Annotated in this window: 17 protein-coding genes; 1 reads left to right on the top strand and 16 read right to left on the bottom strand. The window is 55.5% G+C overall.

Going from position 1 to position 22328, the window contains the following annotated elements:
• Positions 1-107 precede the first annotated feature (107 nt).
• The 4 genes from mukB to cmoM are packed head-to-tail and all read right to left on the bottom strand — an operon-like array spanning position 108 to position 7346.
• A complete protein-coding gene (gene mukB / locus G6Q29_RS11880; RefSeq protein WP_165465749.1) occupies positions 108-4556 on the bottom strand; it encodes a chromosome partition protein MukB in 4449 nt (1482 codons plus the stop codon).
• Entirely contained in the window at positions 4556-5260 is a 705-nt protein-coding gene (mukE, locus tag G6Q29_RS11885; protein ID WP_017384823.1) for a chromosome partition protein MukE, read from the bottom strand. The genes mukB and mukE overlap by 1 nt, the downstream gene beginning before the upstream one ends.
• Complete coding sequence (mukF, locus tag G6Q29_RS11890; RefSeq protein WP_041910621.1) at positions 5241-6563, bottom strand: chromosome partition protein MukF; 1323 nt, start codon at positions 6561-6563, stop codon at positions 5241-5243. Before mukF ends, mukE begins: the two co-directional genes overlap by 20 nt.
• 3 nt (positions 6564-6566) lie before the next feature.
• A complete protein-coding gene (gene cmoM / locus G6Q29_RS11895; protein WP_006809373.1) occupies positions 6567-7346 on the bottom strand; it encodes a tRNA uridine 5-oxyacetic acid(34) methyltransferase CmoM in 780 nt (259 codons plus the stop codon).
• Between the two features lie 120 nt (positions 7347-7466).
• Between cmoM and elyC the strand changes: the two genes are divergently transcribed.
• Positions 7467-8246: an envelope biogenesis factor ElyC gene (gene elyC, locus G6Q29_RS11900; protein WP_165465750.1), complete on the top strand. Its 780-nt coding sequence runs from the start codon at positions 7467-7469 to the stop codon at positions 8244-8246.
• On the opposite strand, the gene G6Q29_RS11905 is transcribed toward elyC, so the two are convergent.
• The 12 genes from G6Q29_RS11905 to serC form a co-directional block, all read right to left on the bottom strand.
• Complete coding sequence (locus tag G6Q29_RS11905; RefSeq protein WP_165465751.1) at positions 8223-9116, bottom strand: YcbJ family phosphotransferase; 894 nt, start codon at positions 9114-9116, stop codon at positions 8223-8225. The genes elyC and G6Q29_RS11905 overlap by 24 nt on opposite strands.
• Positions 9117-9260: 144 nt before the next feature.
• Positions 9261-10007 carry a 3-deoxy-manno-octulosonate cytidylyltransferase gene (gene kdsB / locus G6Q29_RS11910; RefSeq protein ID WP_165465752.1) on the bottom strand — a complete coding sequence of 249 codons (747 nt, stop codon included), beginning with the start codon at positions 10005-10007 and terminating at the stop codon, positions 9261-9263.
• On the bottom strand, positions 10004-10186 hold the full coding sequence (gene ycaR, locus G6Q29_RS11915; protein ID WP_006174474.1) for a protein YcaR: 183 nt from the start codon (positions 10184-10186) through the stop codon (positions 10004-10006). The genes kdsB and ycaR overlap by 4 nt, the downstream gene beginning before the upstream one ends.
• A gap of 45 nt (positions 10187-10231) precedes the next feature.
• Positions 10232-11461: a winged helix-turn-helix domain-containing protein gene (locus G6Q29_RS11920; protein WP_165465753.1), complete on the bottom strand. Its 1230-nt coding sequence runs from the start codon at positions 11459-11461 to the stop codon at positions 10232-10234.
• Between the two features lie 43 nt (positions 11462-11504).
• Positions 11505-12482 carry a tetraacyldisaccharide 4'-kinase gene (lpxK, locus tag G6Q29_RS11925; RefSeq protein WP_165465754.1) on the bottom strand — a complete coding sequence of 326 codons (978 nt, stop codon included), beginning with the start codon at positions 12480-12482 and terminating at the stop codon, positions 11505-11507.
• On the bottom strand, positions 12479-14227 hold the full coding sequence (gene msbA / locus G6Q29_RS11930) for a lipid A ABC transporter ATP-binding protein/permease MsbA (RefSeq protein ID WP_023299725.1): 1749 nt from the start codon (positions 14225-14227) through the stop codon (positions 12479-12481). The genes lpxK and msbA overlap by 4 nt, the downstream gene beginning before the upstream one ends.
• Before the next feature lie 36 nt (positions 14228-14263).
• Positions 14264-16528: a ComEC family protein gene (locus tag G6Q29_RS11935; RefSeq protein WP_165465755.1), complete on the bottom strand. Its 2265-nt coding sequence runs from the start codon at positions 16526-16528 to the stop codon at positions 14264-14266.
• Between the two features lie 212 nt (positions 16529-16740).
• Positions 16741-17028 carry an integration host factor subunit beta gene (gene ihfB / locus G6Q29_RS11940; RefSeq protein WP_003858233.1) on the bottom strand — a complete coding sequence of 96 codons (288 nt, stop codon included), beginning with the start codon at positions 17026-17028 and terminating at the stop codon, positions 16741-16743.
• 170 nt (positions 17029-17198) lie between these two features.
• Positions 17199-18872, bottom strand: a complete 1674-nt coding sequence (gene rpsA / locus G6Q29_RS11945; protein ID WP_003858235.1) for a 30S ribosomal protein S1 — start codon at positions 18870-18872, stop codon at positions 17199-17201.
• A gap of 111 nt (positions 18873-18983) precedes the next feature.
• Entirely contained in the window at positions 18984-19667 is a 684-nt protein-coding gene (gene cmk, locus G6Q29_RS11950; RefSeq protein ID WP_015570968.1) for a (d)CMP kinase, read from the bottom strand.
• Between the two features lie 185 nt (positions 19668-19852).
• Positions 19853-21136: a 3-phosphoshikimate 1-carboxyvinyltransferase gene (gene aroA, locus G6Q29_RS11955; RefSeq protein ID WP_165465756.1), complete on the bottom strand. Its 1284-nt coding sequence runs from the start codon at positions 21134-21136 to the stop codon at positions 19853-19855.
• A 68-nt stretch (positions 21137-21204) separates the two neighbouring features.
• The gene (gene serC, locus G6Q29_RS11960; RefSeq protein ID WP_165465757.1) at positions 21205-22293 is read right to left on the bottom strand and encodes a 3-phosphoserine/phosphohydroxythreonine transaminase; all 1089 of its coding nucleotides are present in this window, start codon (positions 22291-22293) and stop codon (positions 21205-21207) included.
• Positions 22294-22328: the final 35 nt, after the last annotated feature.

Here is a 22328-nt window from a genome sequence, read left to right on the forward strand (position 1 = left end):
TGCTGCCTTACCTTATGTAAAGAAGTTTAAAGATAACGCAGCCCTGAACACAAGTTAAGTGAATAAAAAAAGCGGCGCCTGAGCGCCGCCCTTTATCACACCCCGCGTTAAGAGGCGTCAGCCGTGCCCGGTAATGACTCCGGCGGCTGCGGGGCGAATCCGCGCAGGCCCACGACGTGTACGTGCTCGCTGTTCTGGAACACCTTACGCACCAGTTTGTAGGTTGTCCCTTTTTCCGGGCTGATGTTTTCCGGCGCCGCAATAATAAGCTGCATATCAAGGCGATCGCAAAGCTCAAACAGCGTGGCGATGGAGCGGGCGTCGAGGCGCGCGGCTTCATCGAGGAACAGCAGGCGGCATGGAGAGATGTCTTTGCCGCGCAGACGACGCGCTTCATCTTCCCAGCTCTGCACCACCATCACCAGAATCGACATACCGGTACCGATGGCTTCCCCGGTTGAGAGCGCACCGGATTCAGCGCGCAGCCAGCCGTCTGAGCCACGGTTAACCTCAACTTCCATTTCCAGATAGTTGCGGTAGTCGAGCAGCTCCTCACCGATGGTTTGCGGGGTACGCTGGCCCATGTCAATCTGCGGATTCAGACGCTGATACAGTTTCGCCAGCGCTTCGGAGAAGGTCAGGCGGTTACTGTTGAACAAATCCTGATGCTGCTCATGCTGTTCAGACAACACGTCCAGCAGCGTGGAGTGCGCCTCACGCACGTTAACGTTCAGCCGCACGCTATTGACCTGGCCAAACGACACGCTTTGCAGGCCCTGGTTCAGCTGACGGATACGGTTCTGCTCGCGCTGAATGGTTTTACGAATAATATTCGCCACGCTGCGAGAGCTGATTGCCAGCTTCTGTTCGCGGGAGGTCAGCTCCTCCGTCAGACGACCCAGTTCGATCTCCATCTGTTCGATCGCTTCCACCGGATCGTCAGTACGGATGATGTCCTGACGAATACGTTCGCGTAAGTGCTGATAAACCGCGACGAAGAACTGAATTTTACGCTCAGGACGCTTCGGATCTTCGGACATGCGCAGCACGTCGCGCAGGTGTTCATTGTCCGCTACGGCCAGACGCAGCGCACCCAGCGCTTTATCCGACATAGAGCGCAGTTCATCAGCTGACAGGTACGCCAGCTCGCGACGGTGCAGACGACGCTCCACGTTATTGTCTTTCACCATCCGCATGACCGCACACCAGCCTGCTTTCGCCATCACCACCTGCTCGCGCATTTCATGATAATCGCGCTCCAGCTTGCGCAGGCGACGCGTCAGGTTGTCCATCTCCGCTTCACAGAAGGTCAGCGCTTTTTCCAGCTGATTACGGCGAGCACGGTTGTTACTGAGCTGAGCATGCAGCTCATCGCGGCGAATACGCGCCCGCTCTTCTGCCCCGCTGTCGGCGCGCACGCCAATGTCCTGTAATTCTTTATGCAGATCGTTTAACAGCTCTTTCTTGGTGTCGAAGGAACTTTTCAGTGACGCCATGACCTGGCTGTACTGGCTCAGCTGTGCGGCGTGAGTACGCATCGCTTCACGCGCGCGGGTACGTTCTGCTTCGGCCTGCTCCAGACGCTGGCGCAGCTTGTCATTAAGATCGCTGTTTCCGCTTAGCATTTCTGCGGAATCGGAGTAGCCAAAGTGCGCGCGACGTTGCACCACTTCCGTCAGGGCAAACGCCTGCTGACGGGCTTCACGCTGCACCTGCTGTGACCAGGCGTAATCTTCTTTTAACTGCTCAAACTGTTCCGGATCGCTCTGGAGAACGGAAACCATCGGCTCCAGTTTTGCCAGCTGGTTGCCGTACTGCTGCACAAAGCGCGCGGCTTCCTGCGCTTCGTCCAGGCGTTCCTGAATTTCATCCACGCGGTCGGCGAGCGTATCATCCGCCAGCAGGTTCAGGCGCGGCAGGATACGATTTAGGGCCGCAACGCCCTCTTTTGCCTGCTCGAACTGCACGCGGCTTTGCTGGTTATCATTTTCATGGCTGGCAAGCGCACGCTCCAGCTCACCACGACGGGTATTGAGCTTGCGAATTTCGGCTTCCGGATCGGGCTCAAAGGCAACGCCCAGATGGCTGCCGATAAAGCGGCTGAACGCCTGATGCAGACGCTGCGTTTTCTGCACATCAAATGACAGGGTTGCGAAACGTTCGGAAAGCGTTTCGCGCTCGGCGTGCAAGCTTTCAATTCTGTTTTCACGCGCGGCGCGACCAAACAGCGGCAGTTCCGGGAAGCGCGAATAGCGCCACTGGCGATCGGCGATTTTCACCACCACCGCTTTTTCCAGCTCGTCGACGCTGAATACGCTGTCATCAAACGACTGCGGATCCCCTTCGATGAGATAGAGATCTTCCGGACAGTCTTCCAGCCCTGCAAGCTGGTCGGAGATCAGCGACAGGTCCGGCACCACAATCGCGTTACGGGACGGGCCGTACAGCGCGGAGAAGTACGGTGCATCGTCCAGACCAACGTCGTCGTAAATTTCAGACAACAGCACGCCGCCAAAACGCTCGGCTAAGGCATTCAGGCGCGGATCTTCCGAGCCGCCAGGCTGGCTTAAACGCTCAATTTCTTCATCGACGTCACGCTTGCGCGCGCCCACTTCGTCACGCTCAACAATCGCTTCGCGCTCGCGCTCCAGCAGCTGTTGCATGTATTCGGTGACGTCCTGGCTGGAGGCAAACTCCTGGCCACACTGTTCGCTGAGCTGGTTCAGGCTGCTTTGTGCGGCCAGCCAGATCGGCGCACGCTGTAAGAGCGTCTTCGAACGGGACTGAAGCTGTTCCAGCTCCTGACGCAGCGTCATGCGCTGTTCGCTGGCATTCGATACGGTATCGGACAGAGCCGCAATACGCGCTTCCAGCTCCTGGTGCAGGACCTCAAGCTCGTCGAAATCGTAATGTTTACCCTGACGTTTGCAGAATTCCGCCAGCAGACGCTCGGCTTCCTGCTGTTCACGCAGACGCTGTTCCAGCTCGTTCAGGCGCATGCGCAGCGGCTGCACCTGTTCGGCCAGATGGCGCTGATTGACGCCGTCGCGCAGCAGCTCACGGGCAACGTCCCACGCTTCGCTACGCGCCAGCGGACCATTAATCGCCACCACCAGCTGGTACGCCTGCTCAAACTGGCTGTGCGCCGTTTGCGCCACGCTCATTTTCTGGTCGAGAGAAAGCAGTTTTTCAGTGGCTTCCTGCTCTTTGGCCTGGAAGGTGTCCAGCCATTCATCAGCGCTTTCCGGTGTCAGGTCCGGCAGGTGGCACAGCTCTTTGGCACGCTGCAACGCCTGCAACGCCTGGTTGTACTGAATCGCACGCGTCTGCTGCACGTCCAGCGCCTGCTGGTAGTCAGCGAGCTGGCTTTTCAGCTCATCCACTTCCAGCTCGGCGGCTTCCGCGCGGGCTTCGTTCTCTTCCTGTAACTCGGCGGCTTCGGCCACCACTTCATTTTGCTCTTCAAGACGAATTTGCAGCTCGTCGAGATCGGCTTCATAGCGTTCGATTTTTTCCTGCTGACGCAGCGCGGTCTGCACCAGGTTCAGGTGATCGCTGGCCGCCTGGTAATCGGCTTCCAGATCCCCTTCCGCACCGTTGTGCTCGCCCAGTTCGCGCGCCATTTCGACATGCTTATACTGCTCGGCCACCAGCTGTTTGCGGGAGGTAAACAGCTCGCGGCGGTATTCCAGCGCCTGGTCGAGATGAATACGGCGCTCGTTGGCGTGGCGCATATAGTCCGCCGCCACGTAGTTGGTGGCTTCGCTGATCAGGTGCTTAAACAGGTCGCGGTCAGACTGTGTGACGCGAATCGCTTCCAGCGTCATGCGGTTTTCACGCAGCGCGGCTTCCATATCCTGGAAGGCCTTACGCACGCCGCTGTTTTCCGGCAGCAGGTAGTCGCGCAGGGAACGGGTAATGGCGCTGGAGATACCGCCGTACAGGGAGGCTTCAATCAGACGGTAGTATTTACTACGATCTGACGCGCTGCGCAGACGACGGGCTACCACACCGAGATCGAACATCAGAGAGTGGTAGTCGGTAATGGAGTTAAACTGCTTAAACTGCACGCCTTCGATGGCTTCCAGCTTGTCTTTCAGCTCCTGGAGCGTCAGGACGCGCGCCTGACGTTCATTCAGGGTTTCCGTCAGCAGCGCGGTCGGCTGCACAGAGGTTGGTAGCCCCTGGATCGCAAACGGTTTGATATCCACTTTACGGTCGCGGCCGGCAACCTGTTGCAGGCGCACGCCCACAACCACGCGCTGATGACGGGAGTTGATCACGTCCAGCACCGAATAACAGACGCCCGCTTTCAGCTTACCGTGCAGGCCTTTATCACGAGAGCCGCTCGTGGCGCCCGCTTCGGTGGTGTTACGGAAGTGCAGCAGGGTCAGGTCAGGGATCAGCGCCGTCACGAAGGCCGCCATGGTGGTGGATTTACCCGCCCCGTTACCGCCGGATAGCGTTGTCACCAGCTCATCCAGATCGAAAGTTCGGGCAAAGAAGCCGTTCCAGTTAATCAGCGTTAGTGAGCGAAATTTACCGCGTTCAATCATTATTCTTCCTCCCCGCTATCCGGCTGATTCTCTTCGTGCTCATCATTGAGCTGCAAATGGTTTTCCACCGGCATCGCTTCACCGTCACGGATCATGCGCAGCTGCGCTTCACGCGCATCGTCACCCGCACGCACGTCGGCGCCAAAGCGGAAGACCGATTCGGTAATGCGGAACTTGCTGCTGTCGTGCCCCATGAACCAGACCATTCCCAGACGGCGCAGACGGTTGAGGGAAGAGCGAACTTTTTCCTGTAATTTCTGACGGTCCAGATCGGATCCCGTCGAGCGATTATTCACCAGCTTGAGCAGCTTGCTTTCATCCGCCAGCGACAGCAGCTCATCGTAAAGCTCCTGCTGAGTGAAGATCCCTTCATTCGCCAGACGTTCCGGGCTGAGGTAGAGGTAGCAGAGGATTTTGCCGACCATCATATCCAGTTCGGAAAGCACCGAGCGCGGAATAAGCGTGGTAGAGCGCGGACGCAGGTAGAAAAACCCTTCCGGCGCGCGAATCAGCTCTACGTTATAGCGAGCGTAAAACTCTTCCAGATACTCCTGAAAGTCCATCAAAAAGGCGTGATTATCCAGCTCGTCAAGGCCAATGTGACGACCGGCACGCAGCTGGCTGTCCAGCGCCGGAAACAACGGATTCGCCAGCGCCTGTGCCAGCTTAACTGGCATCACGTGTTCAATATTTGTCAATGACATGCGCCTGTACCTTGGCTCCGTAATCGTTAATCGGCTGCCACTTCGGCGGCAGTCCGGTGAAATCGGCTTGTGCGATGCCCAGGCGCACCGCCTGGTCTACAACAATGCGGGCAACATCGAAGTGGCGCGCGCGCGGATACTGCGCCAGATAGTCGCGTACCACGAGGCCAAGATCCAGCGGCGCTTGTCTGGTTTTGTAGACAGCGAGCTGTTCTTCGATCATCGCCGCAAGCTGCTCGCGAATTTCGTTAAATTCTTCGTATTCCAGATCCGGCGGCAGTTCACCGGTGACCTCTTCATCGCGCAGCGCCATCTCTTCGTCGCGCATATCCAGCAGACGATCGGCGTTGGCGTAGGTCAGCGCCCACGGCGCATCGAAGTAGGTCTGTACCGACTGGCGCAGACGCTGAGCGAAGACGCGGTTTTTATCCATATCAATGGCGGTACGGATAAATTTATGCACGTGACGGTCGTAACCGATCCACAGGTCAATCGACTGCTGGCCCCAGCTAATAATGCGGTCAAGCTTGCTCTGCAAATCGAACACCAGACGGTCGATAAAATGCAGATCGTCGTGCGCCAGCGTTGCGTCCTGGATGCGCAGCAGGTTGGCCTGTAGCTTATCTCCCGCCGCCTCCAGCGTATCCTGCAACTCACGCAGCGTACCGGACGTTTCTGACAGCAGGAGCTCACAGCTGGAGATGGCCGCACGCCAGTCTTTATTAAGCAGTTGAGCGATATCGTCTTTCACCTGCTGCTGCTGTTCGTCCATCAGACGTTGAGTCAGATCGATACTGTCGAAAATCTCGGCGACCGAGTATTTCAGCGGCGCGTAAACGTTGCGATGCCAGTGGAATTCGTCACCGTTTTCATCAGCCGCGTCGGCGGCACGCTTCAGCTCGCCTGCAACAATAGAGAGCTGCATGGAGAGACGCAGCGTGGAAAATTCGCGCTGGCGGATGTAATAGTCGGTAATACCAATGCCCAGTGGCGTAAGACGATAGATGGCGTTTCCTTCCGCCTGCTCGCTGGTAAAGCGGTTCAGCAGACGTTGACGCACCATATCATTGATTGCGTTGTTGGCACGCACGCTAATGGTTTCGCTGGTTTGCTCAAACGCATCACTGACGTGGCGAAATGCATCCACCAGTTCGCCTTCACTCATTTCGCCATCCAGGCGTTCGCCGTTTAGCGTCGCAACCGCCAGCAGGAACGAGAGTCTGTCTACAGGCAGCGAGATGGAGAAATCGTTTTTCCTGGCCCAGGCAACCAGTTCGGGGACTGTCTGGGAAAATTCACTCATAGATTATCCTTGCATCTGCGGCTTGCGCGCGGTGACGTGTATATAGCGACCAAGGCTCAGATAGGGCTCCTGGCGGCAGTACCGCGTCTCTATTTCTGTTAAGGCGTCTAAACAGTCATCCTGTTTTTGTTTATCACGCAGATAATCATGAAACACCCTCACGCCGGTTTTGCCGGTAATTTCCCAACCAATCTCCTCCAGCCAGCCATAGACCTGCTGCGGCTCACGAGGGAAATCCGGTGAAAGCGTGCGTCGTTTCTTTTTATACATGCCCTGCTGTACGTAGCCAAAATTGCCGACCAGCACGTTTCGCATCAGCAGGCCGTTGGCATTGTAGAACATCAGCGATAATGCACCGCCCGGGCGCAACATCGACCACAGCGTTTTTAACATCGCCTGCGGTTCGGCGACCCATTCGAGCACAGCATGAAACAATATCAGATCAACCTGCGTTTCCAAATGCTGCGGAATGTCCTGAGCGGCGCAATGTATAAAATGCATGTTGTCGCTCACACCTTTCTCTTCTGCCGCTCGCCCGGCGCGGGCAACCATCTCGGCAGAAAGATCGCATAGCGTGACGTGATGTCCCCGCTGCGCCATCAGAATTGCAGTCTGACCTTCCCCACCGCCGGCATCCAGTACGCGCAACGGTCGGTCACCGAATTCAGCCAGCAGCTTGTCCAGATCCTGCCAGAGGATCGTCTGACGAAGCTGACCTTTAGTGGTGCCATAAATGTTGCGCGAAAACTTTTCCGCGATGTCATCAAAATTGCGATCCCGCATTGGGAGGGTTCCACTCACTGCAAAACCGCTATTTTGTCACACCCGCGCGGAGAATGAACCACTCTGGTGTAATATCACGGGCAATCGTCTGCTGTATGGTTAAAAAAGGAACCAAAAAGGATGCTTTTTACCCTAAAAAAATATATCGGAGGCATGATGCTTCCCCTTCCCCTGCTGCTGCTGCTTATCGCACTGGGGCTGGCATTGTTATGGTTCAGCCGCTTTCAGAAAAGCGGCAAATCCATCGTCACCGTGGGCTGGCTGGCGCTGCTGTTATTCAGCCTGCAACCGGTGGCTGACGGTTTATTGCGTCCGATTGAAAATACCTATCCGACGTGGCAGGAAAATCAGAAGGTAGACTATATCGTGGTGCTGGGCGGCGGGTATACCTGGGATCCGAGCTGGGCACCCAGCTCGAACCTGATCAACAACAGCCTGCCGCGTCTGAACGAGGGGATCCGCCTGTGGCTGGCCAATCCGGGATCAAAGATGATCTTCACGGGCGCTGCGGCAAAAACCAACCCGGTCAGTACCGCTGAAGCCGGGGCAAGAGTGGCAGAATCGCTTGGCGTACCACGCTCCGCCATCATCACACTGGAGAGTCCAAAAGATACCGAAGAAGAGGCTGCCGCGGTGAAACAGGCCATCGGTGATGTCCCGTTCCTGCTGGTGACTTCTGCTTCACACCTGCCGCGCGCAATGATTTTCTTTGAGCAGCAGGGCCTGCATCCGCTTCCTGCTCCGGCAAACCAGTTGGCGATTGACGCCCCGCTCAACCCATGGGAACGGATAATTCCCTCCCCGGTATGGCTGATGCACAGCGACCGCGTCGGCTACGAGACCCTTGGTCGCCTCTGGCAGTGGCTCAAAGGTTCCTCAGGCAAGCCAGGGCAGGAGTGATTTAGCGGCCAGATCGAAACCGGCGCGATTAAAGCGCCCGGTGTTTACCAGCTGCGCCACCTCATCCCAGAGCAGATAGAGCCAGCGCCGCCAGAGAAAGGCCTCCGCAACGGGGGCGCGCTGAAGATAGTGCCAGAGCAAATCTTCCGCCGCCCCGCTCTCGCTGAGCCTGAACAGTTCATACTCACGTGGCGCCCAGAGCATGATCCCCGGCCCCACCATCGCCAGCAGCTGGTCGCTGCGCGAGTCTTTAAGCATACTGCGCAGCGTGAAGTTGCCGTGAACCAGCACGCAGTTATCGTTAAAACCTTCAAACAGCGTCGGCAGACATTCCCGGGTGCGGAACAGAATACGTTTGTCCTGCATCGTTAATCCGGTGTTGTTGAACTGGTTCAGCGTGCCCCACAGCACTTCGACACGCTGGCGATACCACAGTGGCCACAGGTTTTCCTGGGTGCTGTCTACCGCGCCAACAAGACCCCGGCTGTCCTGCCGATGCCAGGCAAGCAAAGCTTCGACAATCTGATCTTTCAGCTGTTCCCAGCGCTCCGGTGTACGCGTCGGAGCTTCAACAGAAACCCCGCGTAAACGCTCGATAAGCAGAACGTCCGGACCGGGATGCTCCTCATGCGTCATCACGCCGTAGACCGTCGGCATACGAACCGTCCCTTCCCGCGCCAGCATCGACATTTTCCAGGCCAGCTGTCTGGCGACGCCCGGCGAGGTAAAACTTCTGGCCATCAGCGGCATGGGGTTTCCCTGACTGTCATACAACGACCAGAGTGCGGTATCGGCCTTTTCATTCACGCATTCCACCCGGCTTAGCTTTTCGCCCAGCAGATGGCTGAGTTCAGCACGCAGTTGTTCCATATGCGATTACTCCTATTGAAACTACTGCTTTTATAATGAGCGCGTGAACCCCGGATGTCACCGGATAGAGATCAATAATGAAAAAGAAAAGTAAAAAATAGCCAGGCGGGAGAGCATCCCCCCGAACGAGGGGACGCCAGCAAATTAACGCATTTCGACGCGTACGCGCTCAAGATCTTCAGGAGTATCCACGCCGGTGCCTGGGATTTCCTGGGCAACCGCAACGTGAATTTTCTCGCCGTACCACAGCACACGAAGCTGTTCGAGCATTTCAATATGCTCCAGCGGGCTTGGCGACCAGGCGACATAGCGACGAATAAAACCGGCACGGTAGCCGTAAATACCGATGTGGCGCAGGAAGGTTTCGCCGATTGTCTCTTTCGATTGCGCGAAACGATCGCGATCCCACGGAATGGTGGCGCGGGAGAAATAGAGCGCGTAGCCCTCTGCGTCCATAACCACTTTCACCGCATTCGGATTGAACGCCTCATCAGCGTGATGAATCGGCACCGCGAGGGTCGCCATGCCAACCTGACGCTGAGCCAGGTTGTCGGCTACCTGACGGATAATCGCCGCCGGGATCATCGGCTCATCGCCCTGCACGTTCACAATCACCGTCTCGTCGGTGAAACCGCATTTTTCGACGACTTCCGCCAGGCGCTCGGTGCCTGACTGATGATCGGCACGGGTCATGCACACTTCCCCTCCCGCGGCCTCAACCGCTCGGGCAACGTCCGGATGATCGGTGGCGACGATGACGCGCCCGGCGCCCGATTCGCGCGCCCGTTCAAGGACGTGCACAATCATCGGCTTACCGTTGATATCCACCAGCGGTTTACCCGGCAGGCGCGTTGAAGCATAACGCGCAGGGATAATGACAACAAAACTCATGGTTTGCTCTCTTCTGCCACCAGGGAACGGGCTTCATTTTCCAGCAGGACCGGAATACCGTCACGCAGCGGAAATGCCAGGCTGTCCAGTTTGCAAATCAGCTCCTGTTTATCCTGGCTGTAGTACAGTTTGCCGTTGCACACCGGGCAGGCAATAATTTCAAGTAAACGGTGATCCATAGTTCCTCCGTATGGGTAATCCCTAAAGCTTATCACATTCCGTTTTCAGGGAGTGTCTGTTTCCCAGCCACCTCGACAGGCCGTAAACAGCCCCGCAGGCACGCGGCCCAGTACAATTTCGTGCGCCCCCTGCCAGCGCGCGAAGTCACTGAGCGCGGTCGTTAATCCTTTTTCCAGGCCAGCCGTCACCTTTATATCCTCTTCAAGCCAGAGGGCGATAATTTCAAGCATCCCGGTTTTACGGTGCATTTTAGCGTCCATGCGTCCGACCAGCTGCCCTTTATGCAGCAGCGGCAAGACAAAATAACCGTACTGACGCCTTGGCGCCGGGGTGTAGCATTCCAGACGGTAGCTGAAATTAAACAACTGCCCGGCCCGCTTTCTGTCCCAGACAACGGGGTCAAACGGCGACAGCACGGCACTGTGGGTCGCATGGAGTTTGCCCTCTTGCGCCTGCGCCAGCAGAGGAAACAAATCCGCATGCAGCCACATCTCACCTAACGACTCCACCGAGACCGGCATGATGCGCTGTTCGCGCTGCCACGTTTCCAGCAGCGGTTTTAGCTGCGGCTGACGCAGACGATAATAATCCGCCAGCCACTGCGAGCGAAATATGCCCAGGCTACGGGCGCTGTTCCCGAGCATGATGGCTTCGGCTGCGTCCTGAGAAAGCAGGTCGCGCGTATCGTCCCAGTGCGGCATAACGCGGTGCGTGAGGTCATAGACACGCTGAAAATTGCGGCGCTCGACCACCATCACTTTGCCCGACGTAAACAACCCTTCGAGATGGCGTTTGTGCGGTTTCCACTCCCACCATCCGCTTGCGCCTTTTCGCGGGTGTTCAAAATCCGCGGAGCGTACCGGACCGTTTTCCTGAATATGGGCAATCAGTTGCTCTATTTCATCGGCGTGTTCCACCATCCACTCCTGGCGGTACTTCCAGCCCATTTTGTCCGGGGCGAGCATGCGGTGACGCACCAGTGCAAAATCGCTGCGCGGGAGAAAACAGGCTTCATGCGCCCAGTATTCCATCAGTTCGCCTTGGCTCAGCGCATTATCAAGCCATTGCGGAGGATAGTTCCCGAGGCGGCTAAACAGGACCAGATACGGGCTACGCGCGACGATGTTAATAGTGTCGATTTGCAGCAACGACATGCGTTGCACGGTTGAGAGGATATCCGCTGGCTGCGCGCGGCGGCGGGGCTTTTTCAGAAGCCCCTGGGCAGCAAGATGCAAGTTTCGTGCGGCTGCAAGTGAGAGTTGCGGTAGAGACATGCATTTTCCTGTCAGTCAAAGCGTCACCGGAACCGCGTTAAAGTTACTGCACTAATGCGAGCAGTTCCTTGAGCAAATGTTCCGGCTGTTCACCACTGAGTTCAGCATTAACCGGGAGATACCACCAGTTTTCTTTCGCAAAGGCCCGGCATTTTACCGCGTCTTTTTCCGTCATGATCAACGTCTGGCCCGGTGCTGCCAGCCTTTCAACCTCTTCGGCAACTAACGCCTGGTGGTCGGCCAGCGGCACCCGTTTTTCCAGCCGCGCGCCGCACTGCTCCAGCGTAGCGAAGAACCGTGGCGGATGACCAATCCCGGCCATCGCAACCAGTTGCCCCAGTTGCGCGACGTTTTTACGTTCGCCGGTCAGCATATTCACGGCCTGACCGGGACGAAGATGCATCGGGATTTCGCCCGCTCTGGCTTCACCGCCGTTAACAATCACGGCATCGACGCTCTTCAGGCGCGACGCACGCTCACGCACAGGCCCGGCTGGCAGCCACCAGCCGTTGCCTAAACGCCGCACGCCATCAATGACCACGATCTCTTTGTCACGCGCCAGCGCGTAATGCTGCAAACCATCATCAGTAATAATGATTTGCACATTATGCTTCGCAAGGAGTGCCTTCACCGCATCGCTACGCACCGGCGATACCGCAACCGGTGCGCCTGTGCGCTGGGAAATCAGTACCGGCTCATCACCGGCTTCAGCGGGCGTTGTGTCAGGGCTCAGCACCAGAGGATACTGAGCCGCTTTGCCACCGTAACCGCGTGAGACGACCCCCGGGCGTATGCCTCGCTTCTGGAGTTGTTCCACCAGCCAGATCACTACCGGGGTTTTGCCGTTTCCACCCGCCGTCAGGTTACCGACTATCACTACCGGTACCGGTGCGCGCCAGGCGCGCTTGAGCCCGAGGCGGTAAAGCAGACGAATAGCACCGCTCGCCAGGCCATACAGCAAGGAGAGAGGGAGAAGCAGCACCCACAGAGGGGACTCACCTGACCAGATGCGTGCAATCATTGACCGAACTGCATTTTATGAAGCTGCGCGTAAACACCACGCTGTTCCAGCAGGTCCGCATGGCTGCCGCGTTCAACGATCACGCCATCTTCCACCACCACGATTTCGTCAGCCTGTTCGATGGTCGACAGACGGTGCGCGATAACCAGCGAGGTACGGTTTTTCTGTAATTCATCCAGAGCAGACTGGATAGCGCGTTCAGATTCCGTATCCAGTGCGGACGTTGCTTCGTCGAGGATCAGAATCGGGCTGTTGCGCAGCAGCGCACGGGCAATCGCGATACGCTGACGCTGACCACCGGAAAGCAGCACCCCGTTTTCGCCAATGATCGTATCCAGACCGTTGTCCATTTTGTTAATGAAGTCCATCGCATAGGCCATACGCGCCGCATTCTCGATCTCTTCACGGCTGTACTCTTCGGTACGGGCATAGGCAATATTGTTCGCCACCGTATCGTTGAACAGATGCACGTTCTGCGATACAAGCGCCACCTGGTTACGCAGCGACTGTAGGGTATATTCCCGCAGGTCATGACCATCCAGCAGGATCTCGCCCTGATCGATATCGTAGAAACGGGTGATCAGGCTGGCAATGGTCGACTTGCCCGAACCGGAACGACCGACCAGCGCGACGGTTTTACCCGCCGGGATAGACAGGCTGATATCACGCAGCGCCGGCACTTCACGGCCTGGATAGGTAAAGGTGACGTTACGGAATTCCAGATCGCCTTTAGCGCGCTCGATCACGCGTGTACCTTCATCTTTTTCCTGTTCGGAATCGAGGATGCTGAACAGCGTCTGACAGGCTGCCATCCCGCGCTGGAACTGGGCGTTGACGTTAGTCAGCGATTTCAGCGGACGCATCAGCGCAATCATGGATGAGAACACCACCGTAATGGTACCCGCAGTCAGGGTTTCCATGACGCTCGGGAAGCTGGCGGCATACAGGACGAAGGCCAGGGCCAGAGAGGCAATCAGCTGAATGATCGGATCGGAAATCGACGAGGCCGACACCATTTTCATCCCTTGCAGGCGCATTTTGTTGCTGACCTTATCGAAGCGTTTGGTTTCGACTTCCTGACCGCCGAAAATCAATACTTCCTTGTGGCCTTTCAGCATCTGCTCGGCGCTGGTCGTCACCTGCCCCATCGTATTCTGCATATTTTTACTGATATTGCGAAAACGCTTTGATACCACGCGAATAGCGATGGAGACAATCGGCGCCAGCACAATTAGGATCAGCGACAGTTGCCAGCTGTAATAGAACATCATCGCAAACAGGCCGATGATGGATGCGCCTTCGCGTACAACGGTAATCAGTGCGCTGGAGGAGGACGACGCCACCTGCTCTGAATCGTAGGTAATACGTGACAGCAGGGTACCGGTTGATTGTTTATCAAAGAATGAGACTGGCATCCCCATCATATGGCTGAACAGTCGACGGCGCATGGTCATCACCACTTTACCGGATACCCAGGAGATGCAGTAGCTTGATACATAGCTGGAGATGCCGCGTAAGATCATCAGCCCAATAACCACCAGCGGCATCCATAGCAGCACTGAACGATCCGTTTTACCAAAACCGTCATCCAGTAACGGTTTGAGAAGCGATAACATAAACGTATCGCTGGCTGCGTTGAGGATTAACGCTACGCCCGCCACGATCAAGCCTGCTTTGAAAGGAGCAATCATCGGCCAGAGCCGGCGGAACGTTTGCCACGTGGAGAGATCTTTGTCGTTATGCATTCAAAAAACCAGCATTTGTTGAAATAGCCGCATATTCTACCCGTTATCTACGGGCGCGCCAAACCACTGATGATACCAACGCGGTAAATAGTGTTCGCGTAAGCGGCGAATTTGCCGACCATGGTGCGAAAACGTCACAGATATCTGCCCGGACTGTGGAGTATCAAGCCAGCGATAACCCTCATTTCGATAGCGCCGGACCACTTTGACGGAAGGGAAACGCCACGCGTTATAGCGGGCCATTGAGGCCAGCGAAACCTGTCCCTCCACGCGCTGTAGCAGCGGTGTTGAGGATGACGTATTACTTCCATGATGCGGCACCTGAATCAGTGTAGACGTAAGTTGTCGCCAGCGGTGACTCAGCATTCCCAGTTCTGCCTGCGCTTCAATATCCCCGGTCAGTAAAACGCTCTGTTCGCCGTCATCAATTTTTACCACGCAGGAGCGGTTGTTACCTTTCGCCGAGGTGTTTTCGGGTGGCCAGTGCACGGAGAACGTTAACTCCTGCCACTGCCATCGCTGCCCACGAAAGCAGGGAAGATGCCCCGCCCAGGCTAAGGGGCTTCTGATCCATATTGCGGGCCAGGCAGCTTTTAGCGATGCCAGTCCCCCCGCGTGATCGAGATGCTCATGGCTCAGAATCACCCCTTCCGGCCTCAGATGATGCCAGCGTAGCCAGGGGATGATCAGCTGCTGCGCGCTGTCCCCTCCGGGCCATGCCAACCCGGTATCATACAGAATCGCCTTACCGTGACGCTCAATGACCAGCGCCAGCCCCTGCCCTACATCCAGCATATGCAGGGACCAGCTGTCGGTTTTAACCCTGTGCCAGAAGGGAAATGCCAGCACCACACAGCCTGCCAGACAGACTGCGGGTACTGTGTTGAAGGCCCTGAATCGCCAGCCAACGATCATCAGCCACGGCAGTAACGTCAGGTATTGCCAGCGTTCATCAACATCCTGCCAGCCATTCGGTAAACGCATCAATAGCCAGAAAAGCCCTGCCAGAGATTTGTCGGCAGCCAGCCAGACGATACTTTCCAGCGCCGCCACCGGAAACAGATGCAGAAACATGCCGAACAGGATTAGCGGAACTGAAATAAAGGTCACCAGAGGAACAGCAAACAGATTCGCCACTAGCGAGGAGAGACTGAAACCATGGAAAATCAATACCTGAAGCGGCAACAGAAGCAGCAGCATTCCCACCTGCAAATACAACAGCGTAACCAGTGGCCGCATGCACCGGCCCCGTTGCCAGTGCGCGAGAGGCAGCCATTGATACCAAAAAATAAGCGCGGCGACCGCAAACGCTGATAACGCCAGGCTTTGTGACAGTACCGCCAGTGGGTCGAAAAACAGGATCGCCGCCACGCAGGTTAGCCATACCTGCCAGGGCGACCACTGGCGACCGCTCGTTTTTAATGCGGCCAGTACCACAAGCGCGATAACCGTACGCAGTGCGGGTGGCTGCAAGCCCGTTAACCATGCGTAAAACGCGGCAAAAACCAGCCCTGCCAGCAAGGGGATTTGCCAGATAATCCAGCGGCACGGCAGGAAAAACTGGATGCCCCGCGCCAGAAACCAGATAACGGAAGCGGCCAGCGCAATATGTAATCCTGAGATTGCCATCAGATGCATCGTACCGGTCTCACGCATCAGGTTTTTTATCTCGCGCGAGACCGACAGTCGCTCTCCCATTCCCAGCCCCAGGATCATGTCCCCCCACTGATATGCTGAAAGGGTATCCTGTAGTGATGTGAGGTATTGCGAACGCAGACTACAGTGTGCGTCAACAATCTCCGCGTGGGTAAACCGTCCGCTCAGCGTCTGGTGTCGGGCGAAGGCATTTTTTTGCGAATCATAGCCGCCATCGTTGAGTTCTCCGTGTACCGCCCTGAGCCGCAGGGTCATTGCCCATCGTTGACCCACGCAGACGTTTTGCGGCAAATAGTTGCCATACAGCGCCACGCCCATGGCAGCCCACACGCGTTCTCCATTGAGGCTGACAATCCTTCCCTGATGCATCGTTGCCCCGTCCGTTGCGGTAATGACCACCTCGGCCTGCTGCGGTGCTTTCGTTAAATGGTTCATCGGCCACACGCTTTCCTGAGCGGACAGGATCCCCCAGCACATAAAAAGCAATGCAAGGCCTGAAAACTTAAGCCATTTTCTCTGCTGTAGGGATAACGCAATTCCTGTGGCAATCAGCATCCAGACGGTCTGCAAATCTGGCAAAACGGGTAACCAATAGAGCGGAATTATGGCCAGAATGGCGAAAATACTGATGACGTGGATCCCCATATTCACCTCCATGTTTCAGGCGATTATGCGACGGAACAGATGCGTCGTCAGACAGAAAAGGCGTGATTTACAGCGGGCGCTGCAACGTTTTTAAGCGTTAACAGCAAAGAGAAAACTTAAATGCGGCGCGTATTCAGAAATGCAGGGGCGGGATACAAAAAAAGCACCCTAAGGTGCTTCCTTTAAACTCAGTTTAACCTTAATGATTAAACTCAGTTACCGTAAATATTGGCGCGATCGCGCAGTTCTTTACCCGGCTTAAAGTGCGGAACATACTTTCCTTCCAGCTCCACTTTATCGCCAGTCTTCGGGTTACGCCCGGTACGTGGTGCACGATAGTGCAGAGAAAAACTACCGAAACCGCGGATTTCAATGCGCTCGCCCTGGGCAAGAGTGGTAGCCATATGCTCCAGCATCTCTTTAACGGCATCTTCCACAGCCTTGGCAGGGATATGCGGTTGCTGACTGGCAAGTCTTTCAATCAATTCTGACTTGGTCATGATTCCTCCGGTTCCTTTCAAACCCATTAGCTGAACAGCCTATTAAACAAGGGCGGCCGTAGCCGCCCTTTGTTATTGATTACAGGACGAAACCTGCAATCTGTCAAGTCTGCTCTCCATCCTTCGCGCTGTAAATGCGTTACAGCTCAAATGATGGTGCGAACCTGAACTTACTCGCCTTTAGCTGCTTTGAAAGCTTCAGCCATTGCGTTGTTAGAGAAGTTTGCATCTTCCTGTTTGTTCACAGTTGCGATTGCATCTTTCTCATCAGCTTCGTCTTTAGCACGAACAGACAGGCTGATAGCACGGTTCTTACGGTCAACACCGGTGAACTTAGCTTCAACGTCGTCGCCAACGCTCAGAACCAGAGTGGCATCTTCAACGCGGTCACGTGAAGCTTCGGAAGCGCGCAGGTAACCTTCAACGCCGTCAGCCAGTTCTACGGTTGCGCCTTTAGCGTCAACAGCAGTCACTTTACCGTTTACGATTGCGCCTTTCTTGTTCAGTGCAACCCAGTTGTTGAACGGATCTTCTGCGAGCTGTTTAACGCCCAGGGAGATACGCTCACGCTCTGCGTCAACTTGCAGAACAACTGCTGCGATTTCGTCGCCTTTTTTGTATTCACGAACTGCTTCTTCGCCTGCAACGTTCCAGGAGATGTCAGACAGGTGAACCAGGCCATCGATGCCGCCGTCCAGGCCGATGAAGATACCGAAGTCAGTGATAGACTTGATTTTACCTTCAACACGGTCGCCCTTGTTGTGGGTTTCCGCGAACTGCTGCCATGGGTTGTTTTTGCACTGCTTCAGGCCCAGGGAGATACGACGACGTTCTTCGTCGATATCCAGAACCATCACTTCCACTACATCACCAACGTTAACAACTTTGGATGGGTGGATGTTTTTGTTGGTCCAGTCCATTTCGGAAACGTGTACCAGACCTTCAACGCCTTCTTCGATTTCAACGAAGCAGCCGTAGTCAGTCAGGTTGGTAACGCGACCAGTCAGTTTAGTACCTTCTGGGTAACGCTTAGCGATAGCTACCCATGGATCTTCGCCCAGCTGTTTCAGGCCGAGGGATACACGAGTACGCTCGCGGTCGAACTTCAGCACTTTAACAGTGATTTCGTCGCCCACGTTCACGATTTCGCTTGGGTGCTTAACGCGTTTCCACGCCATGTCGGTGATGTGCAGCAGGCCATCAACGCCGCCCAGGTCAACGAATGCGCCGTAGTCAGTGAGGTTCTTAACGATACCTTTGACTTCCATGCCTTCCTGCAGGTTTTCCAGCAGCTGATCGCGTTCTGCGCTGTTTTCGGATTCGATAACGGCACGACGGGAAACAACAACGTTGTTACGCTTCTGGTCCAGCTTGATGACTTTGAACTCAAGCTCTTTGCCTTCGAGGTGCAGGGTGTCACGGACTGGACGAACGTCTACCAGTGAACCTGGCAGGAACGCACGAATACCATTCAGCTCAACAGTGAAGCCACCTTTAACTTTGCCGTTGATAACACCGACCACAGTTTCAGCTTCTTCGTAAGCTTTTTCCAGGGTGATCCATGCTTCGTGACGTTTCGCTTTCTCACGAGAAAGCAGGGTTTCACCGAAGCCGTCTTCTACTGCGTCCAGCGCAACGTCAACTTCGTCACCAACCTGGATTTCCAGCTCGCCCTGGGCGTTTTTGAACTGCTCTGCCGGAATGGCAGACTCAGATTTCAGACCGGCGTCAACCAGTACTACGTCTTTGTCGATAGCAACAACAACGCCACGAACGATGGAACCCGGACGGGTTTCGATTTCTTTTAAGGATTCTTCAAACAGTTGAGCAAAAGATTCAGTCATGTTTAATCTTCAGGTTAATATTAACGTCCACCTGGCTCCGTGCCGGATGGGGTTGTTTCACATACCCGCCGTCAATCCATTGCAGCGGGGGTACTGCTAAATCGGTCGCGATTACGCGAGTGCCAGTTTTTGGCGCGCATATTGTAGCGCTTTTTCAATCACTTGCTCAATAGTTAAACTGGTTGAATCCAGCACTAATGCGTCTTGCGCGGGAACAAGTGGAGCGACGGCACGGTTACGATCGCGGTCATCGCGCTCTTTTATCTCGGATAAAAGGCGATCAAAGTTAACACTAAACCCCTTTTCCTGCAACTGAAGCATACGGCGTTGAGCACGTTCTTCCGAGGAGGCATCAAGGAAAATTTTCACTGGTGCATCAGGGAATACCACGGTTCCCATGTCGCGGCCGTCGGCGATCAATCCCGGCGCTTCACGGAAACCGCGCTGGCGACGTAACAGCGCTTCACGAACGCGTGGGAAAGCCGCCACCTGAGAGGCTGCATTGGCCACTTCCTGCGTACGGATTTCACCGCTGACATCTTCCCCTTCCAGGATCACTTCAAGGTTGCCATCAGTAGAGACAAAGCGGACATCCAGATGCGCAGCCAGCGGTACCAGCGCTTCTTCAGACGCAACATCCACATGATGATGCAGCGCAGCCAGCGCCAGCACACGATAGATTGCTCCCGAATCTAAAAGATGCCATTGCAATGCTTCCGCCATCGCTTTGCACAGAGTACCTTTCCCTGCGCCACTTGGCCCATCAATGGTGATTACCGGGGCAATTGCCGTCATCTTTTTCTCCTTAATTAAGGCATACCGTTTACATGAACGCCGCGCATTATACGCGCCAACGCGCGCAACTGTTACCTTTGCGTGCAAATTACGGAATGATTGAAGCAGAGTGTAGAAGAAATGAAAGAGGATGACTGTCAGAAAGCGTAAGTAAATGCCGCATCGGATGATGCGGCATACGATCATCAGGCCAGGGTGCTAATGCGCGCCAGCTGTTCGAAGTAGTCCGGGAAGGTTTTTGCCGTACACTTCGGATCGAGAATAGTCACAGGTGTATCGGACAGCGCCACCAGCGAGAAACACATCGCCATGCGGTGATCGTTGTAGGTGCCAATTTCTGCAAATTGCAGTTTCGCCGGCGGCGTGACGCGAATAAAATCTTCGCCCTCTTCTACCTCCGCCCCCACTTTACGCAGCTCGGTTGCCATCGCGAACAGGCGGTCCGTCTCTTTCACGCGCCAGTTGTAGATGTTGCGTAGAGTGGTGGTACCTTTGGCGAACAGCGCTGCCGTGGCAATAGTCATCGCCGCATCCGGAATATGGTTCATGTCCATATCAATGGCATTCAGCTCGCCGCGGGTGCAGGAGATGAAATCATCACCCCAGGTAACAGTGGCGCCCATTTTCTCCAGCACGTCGGCAAAACGGATGTCGCCCTGCACGCTGTTACGGCCAATCCCGGTCACCTTCACGGTGCCGCCTTTAATCGCACCAGCGGCAAGGAAATAGGAGGCGGATGAAGCATCGCCTTCAACCAGGTAGTGGCCCGGGGACTGATACTGCTGCGCTCCGCGCACCACGAAGCGCTGATAAGACTGGTTTTCCACCTCAACACCAAAGGTGTTCATCAGGTGCAGGGTGATATCAATGTACGGTTTAGAAACCAGCTCGCCTTTAATGCTGATGACGGTGTCCTGTGGTGCCAGCGGTGCGGTCATCAGCAGCGCAGTGAGGAACTGGCTGGAAACGCTACCGTCAACCTCAACATTGCCGCCAGTGAATCCCCCGCGCAGACGCAGGGGCGGGTAATTTTCCTGCTCAAGATAATCAATCTGCGCGCCGCCCTGGCGCAGGGCATCCACCAGATGGCCGATCGGACGCTCTTTCATTCGCGGCTCACCGGTCAGCACAATATCGTTACTCCCCAGACACAGCGCAGCGGCCAGAGGACGCATCGCGGTACCGGCGTTACCCAGGAAAAGCTCCAGCGCCTCAGCAGAATGTAACGCGCCGCCGTTTCCGGTGACTTCACAACGGGTACGATCGTCAGACAGCGCGTACTGAACGCCCAACGCTTTCAGTGCATTGAGCATATGGCGCACGTCATCGCTGTCCAGCAGATTAGTGAGGACGGTGGTGCCGTTTGCCAGAGCTGCCAGCAGCAGAGCGCGGTTCGAGACACTTTTTGAACCAGGCAGATTAATGGTGCCATCTACCCGCGCGATAGGTTGTAACGTCAGGGATTCCATGAAACTCAACTCTCAACTCAACATAATAAAAACCCCGCAGGAACGCTGCGGGGGTGAAAAACAGCGAATTAACCGTGACGACGTTCGAAGTCGATCATGAAATCAGTCAGGGCTTTAACGCCTTCCAGCGGCATGGCGTTATAGATTGAGGCGCGCATCCCACCTACTACTCGGTGGCCTTTCAGCGCATGCAGACCCGCCGCGAAGGACTCTTCCAGGAACACGTTATCCAGGTTGCTGTCCGCCAGCTGGAACGGCACGTTCATGCGCGAACGGTTAGTTTTGGCAACATCGTTACGGTAGAAATCGCTCTTGTCGATCACGCCGTACAGCAGTTCAGCTTTTTGCTGATTAATCTTGTCCATCTGCGCCACGCCGCCTTTTTGCTTCAGCCATTTGAAGACCAGGCCGGAGAGATACCAGGCAAAGGTTGGAGGGGTGTTGAACATGGAATCGTTGTCGTTCAGGACGGTGTAATCCAGAATTGACGGGCAAGTCTTATGGGCTTTCCCCAGCAGATCTTCACGCACGATAACGATAGTCAAACCCGCAGGACCGATGTTTTTCTGGGCACCCGCGTAGATGACACCGTAGCGGCTGACATCCAGCGGGGTGGACAGAATGGTTGAAGAGAGATCCGCCGTCACAACGACATTTTCGCCAAAGTCTGGCTCTTCGTGAATGGCAATACCGTCGATGGTTTCATTTGGGCAGTAGTGAAGATACGCGGCGTTGTCAGAAAGCTGCCACTCACTCATCGGCATCACGGCGCGCAGACCGTCAACGGTCACTTTGGCATCGATGACATTCGGGGTACAGTATTTATGCGCTTCTTTTACCGCACTGGCCGCCCAGTAGCCGGCATCAACGTAATCAGCGGTGGTTTTGTCGCCCAGCAGATTGAGCGGGATACCCGCAAACTGGCCGCGTCCACCGCCGTGACAGAACAATACTTTGTAGTTCGAGGGAATGTTCAGCAGATCGCGAAAATCCTTTTCTGCTTCTTCCGCCACCTGAATAAACGCTTTACCCCGGTGGCTGACTTCCATCACCGACGTACCCAGACCGTTCCAGTCACACAGCTCCTGTTGAGCCTGTTTAAGTACGTCTGCCGGTAACATTGCCGGACCTGAACTGAAATTAAAGACTTGAGCCATTTCCCCTCACCACGCTAAAAGCCATAAGTTATAAC

Origin of the sequence: Enterobacter cloacae (assembly GCF_011078175.1) — a bacterium.
Lineage (GTDB): Bacteria > Pseudomonadota > Gammaproteobacteria > Enterobacterales > Enterobacteriaceae > Enterobacter > Enterobacter cloacae_Q.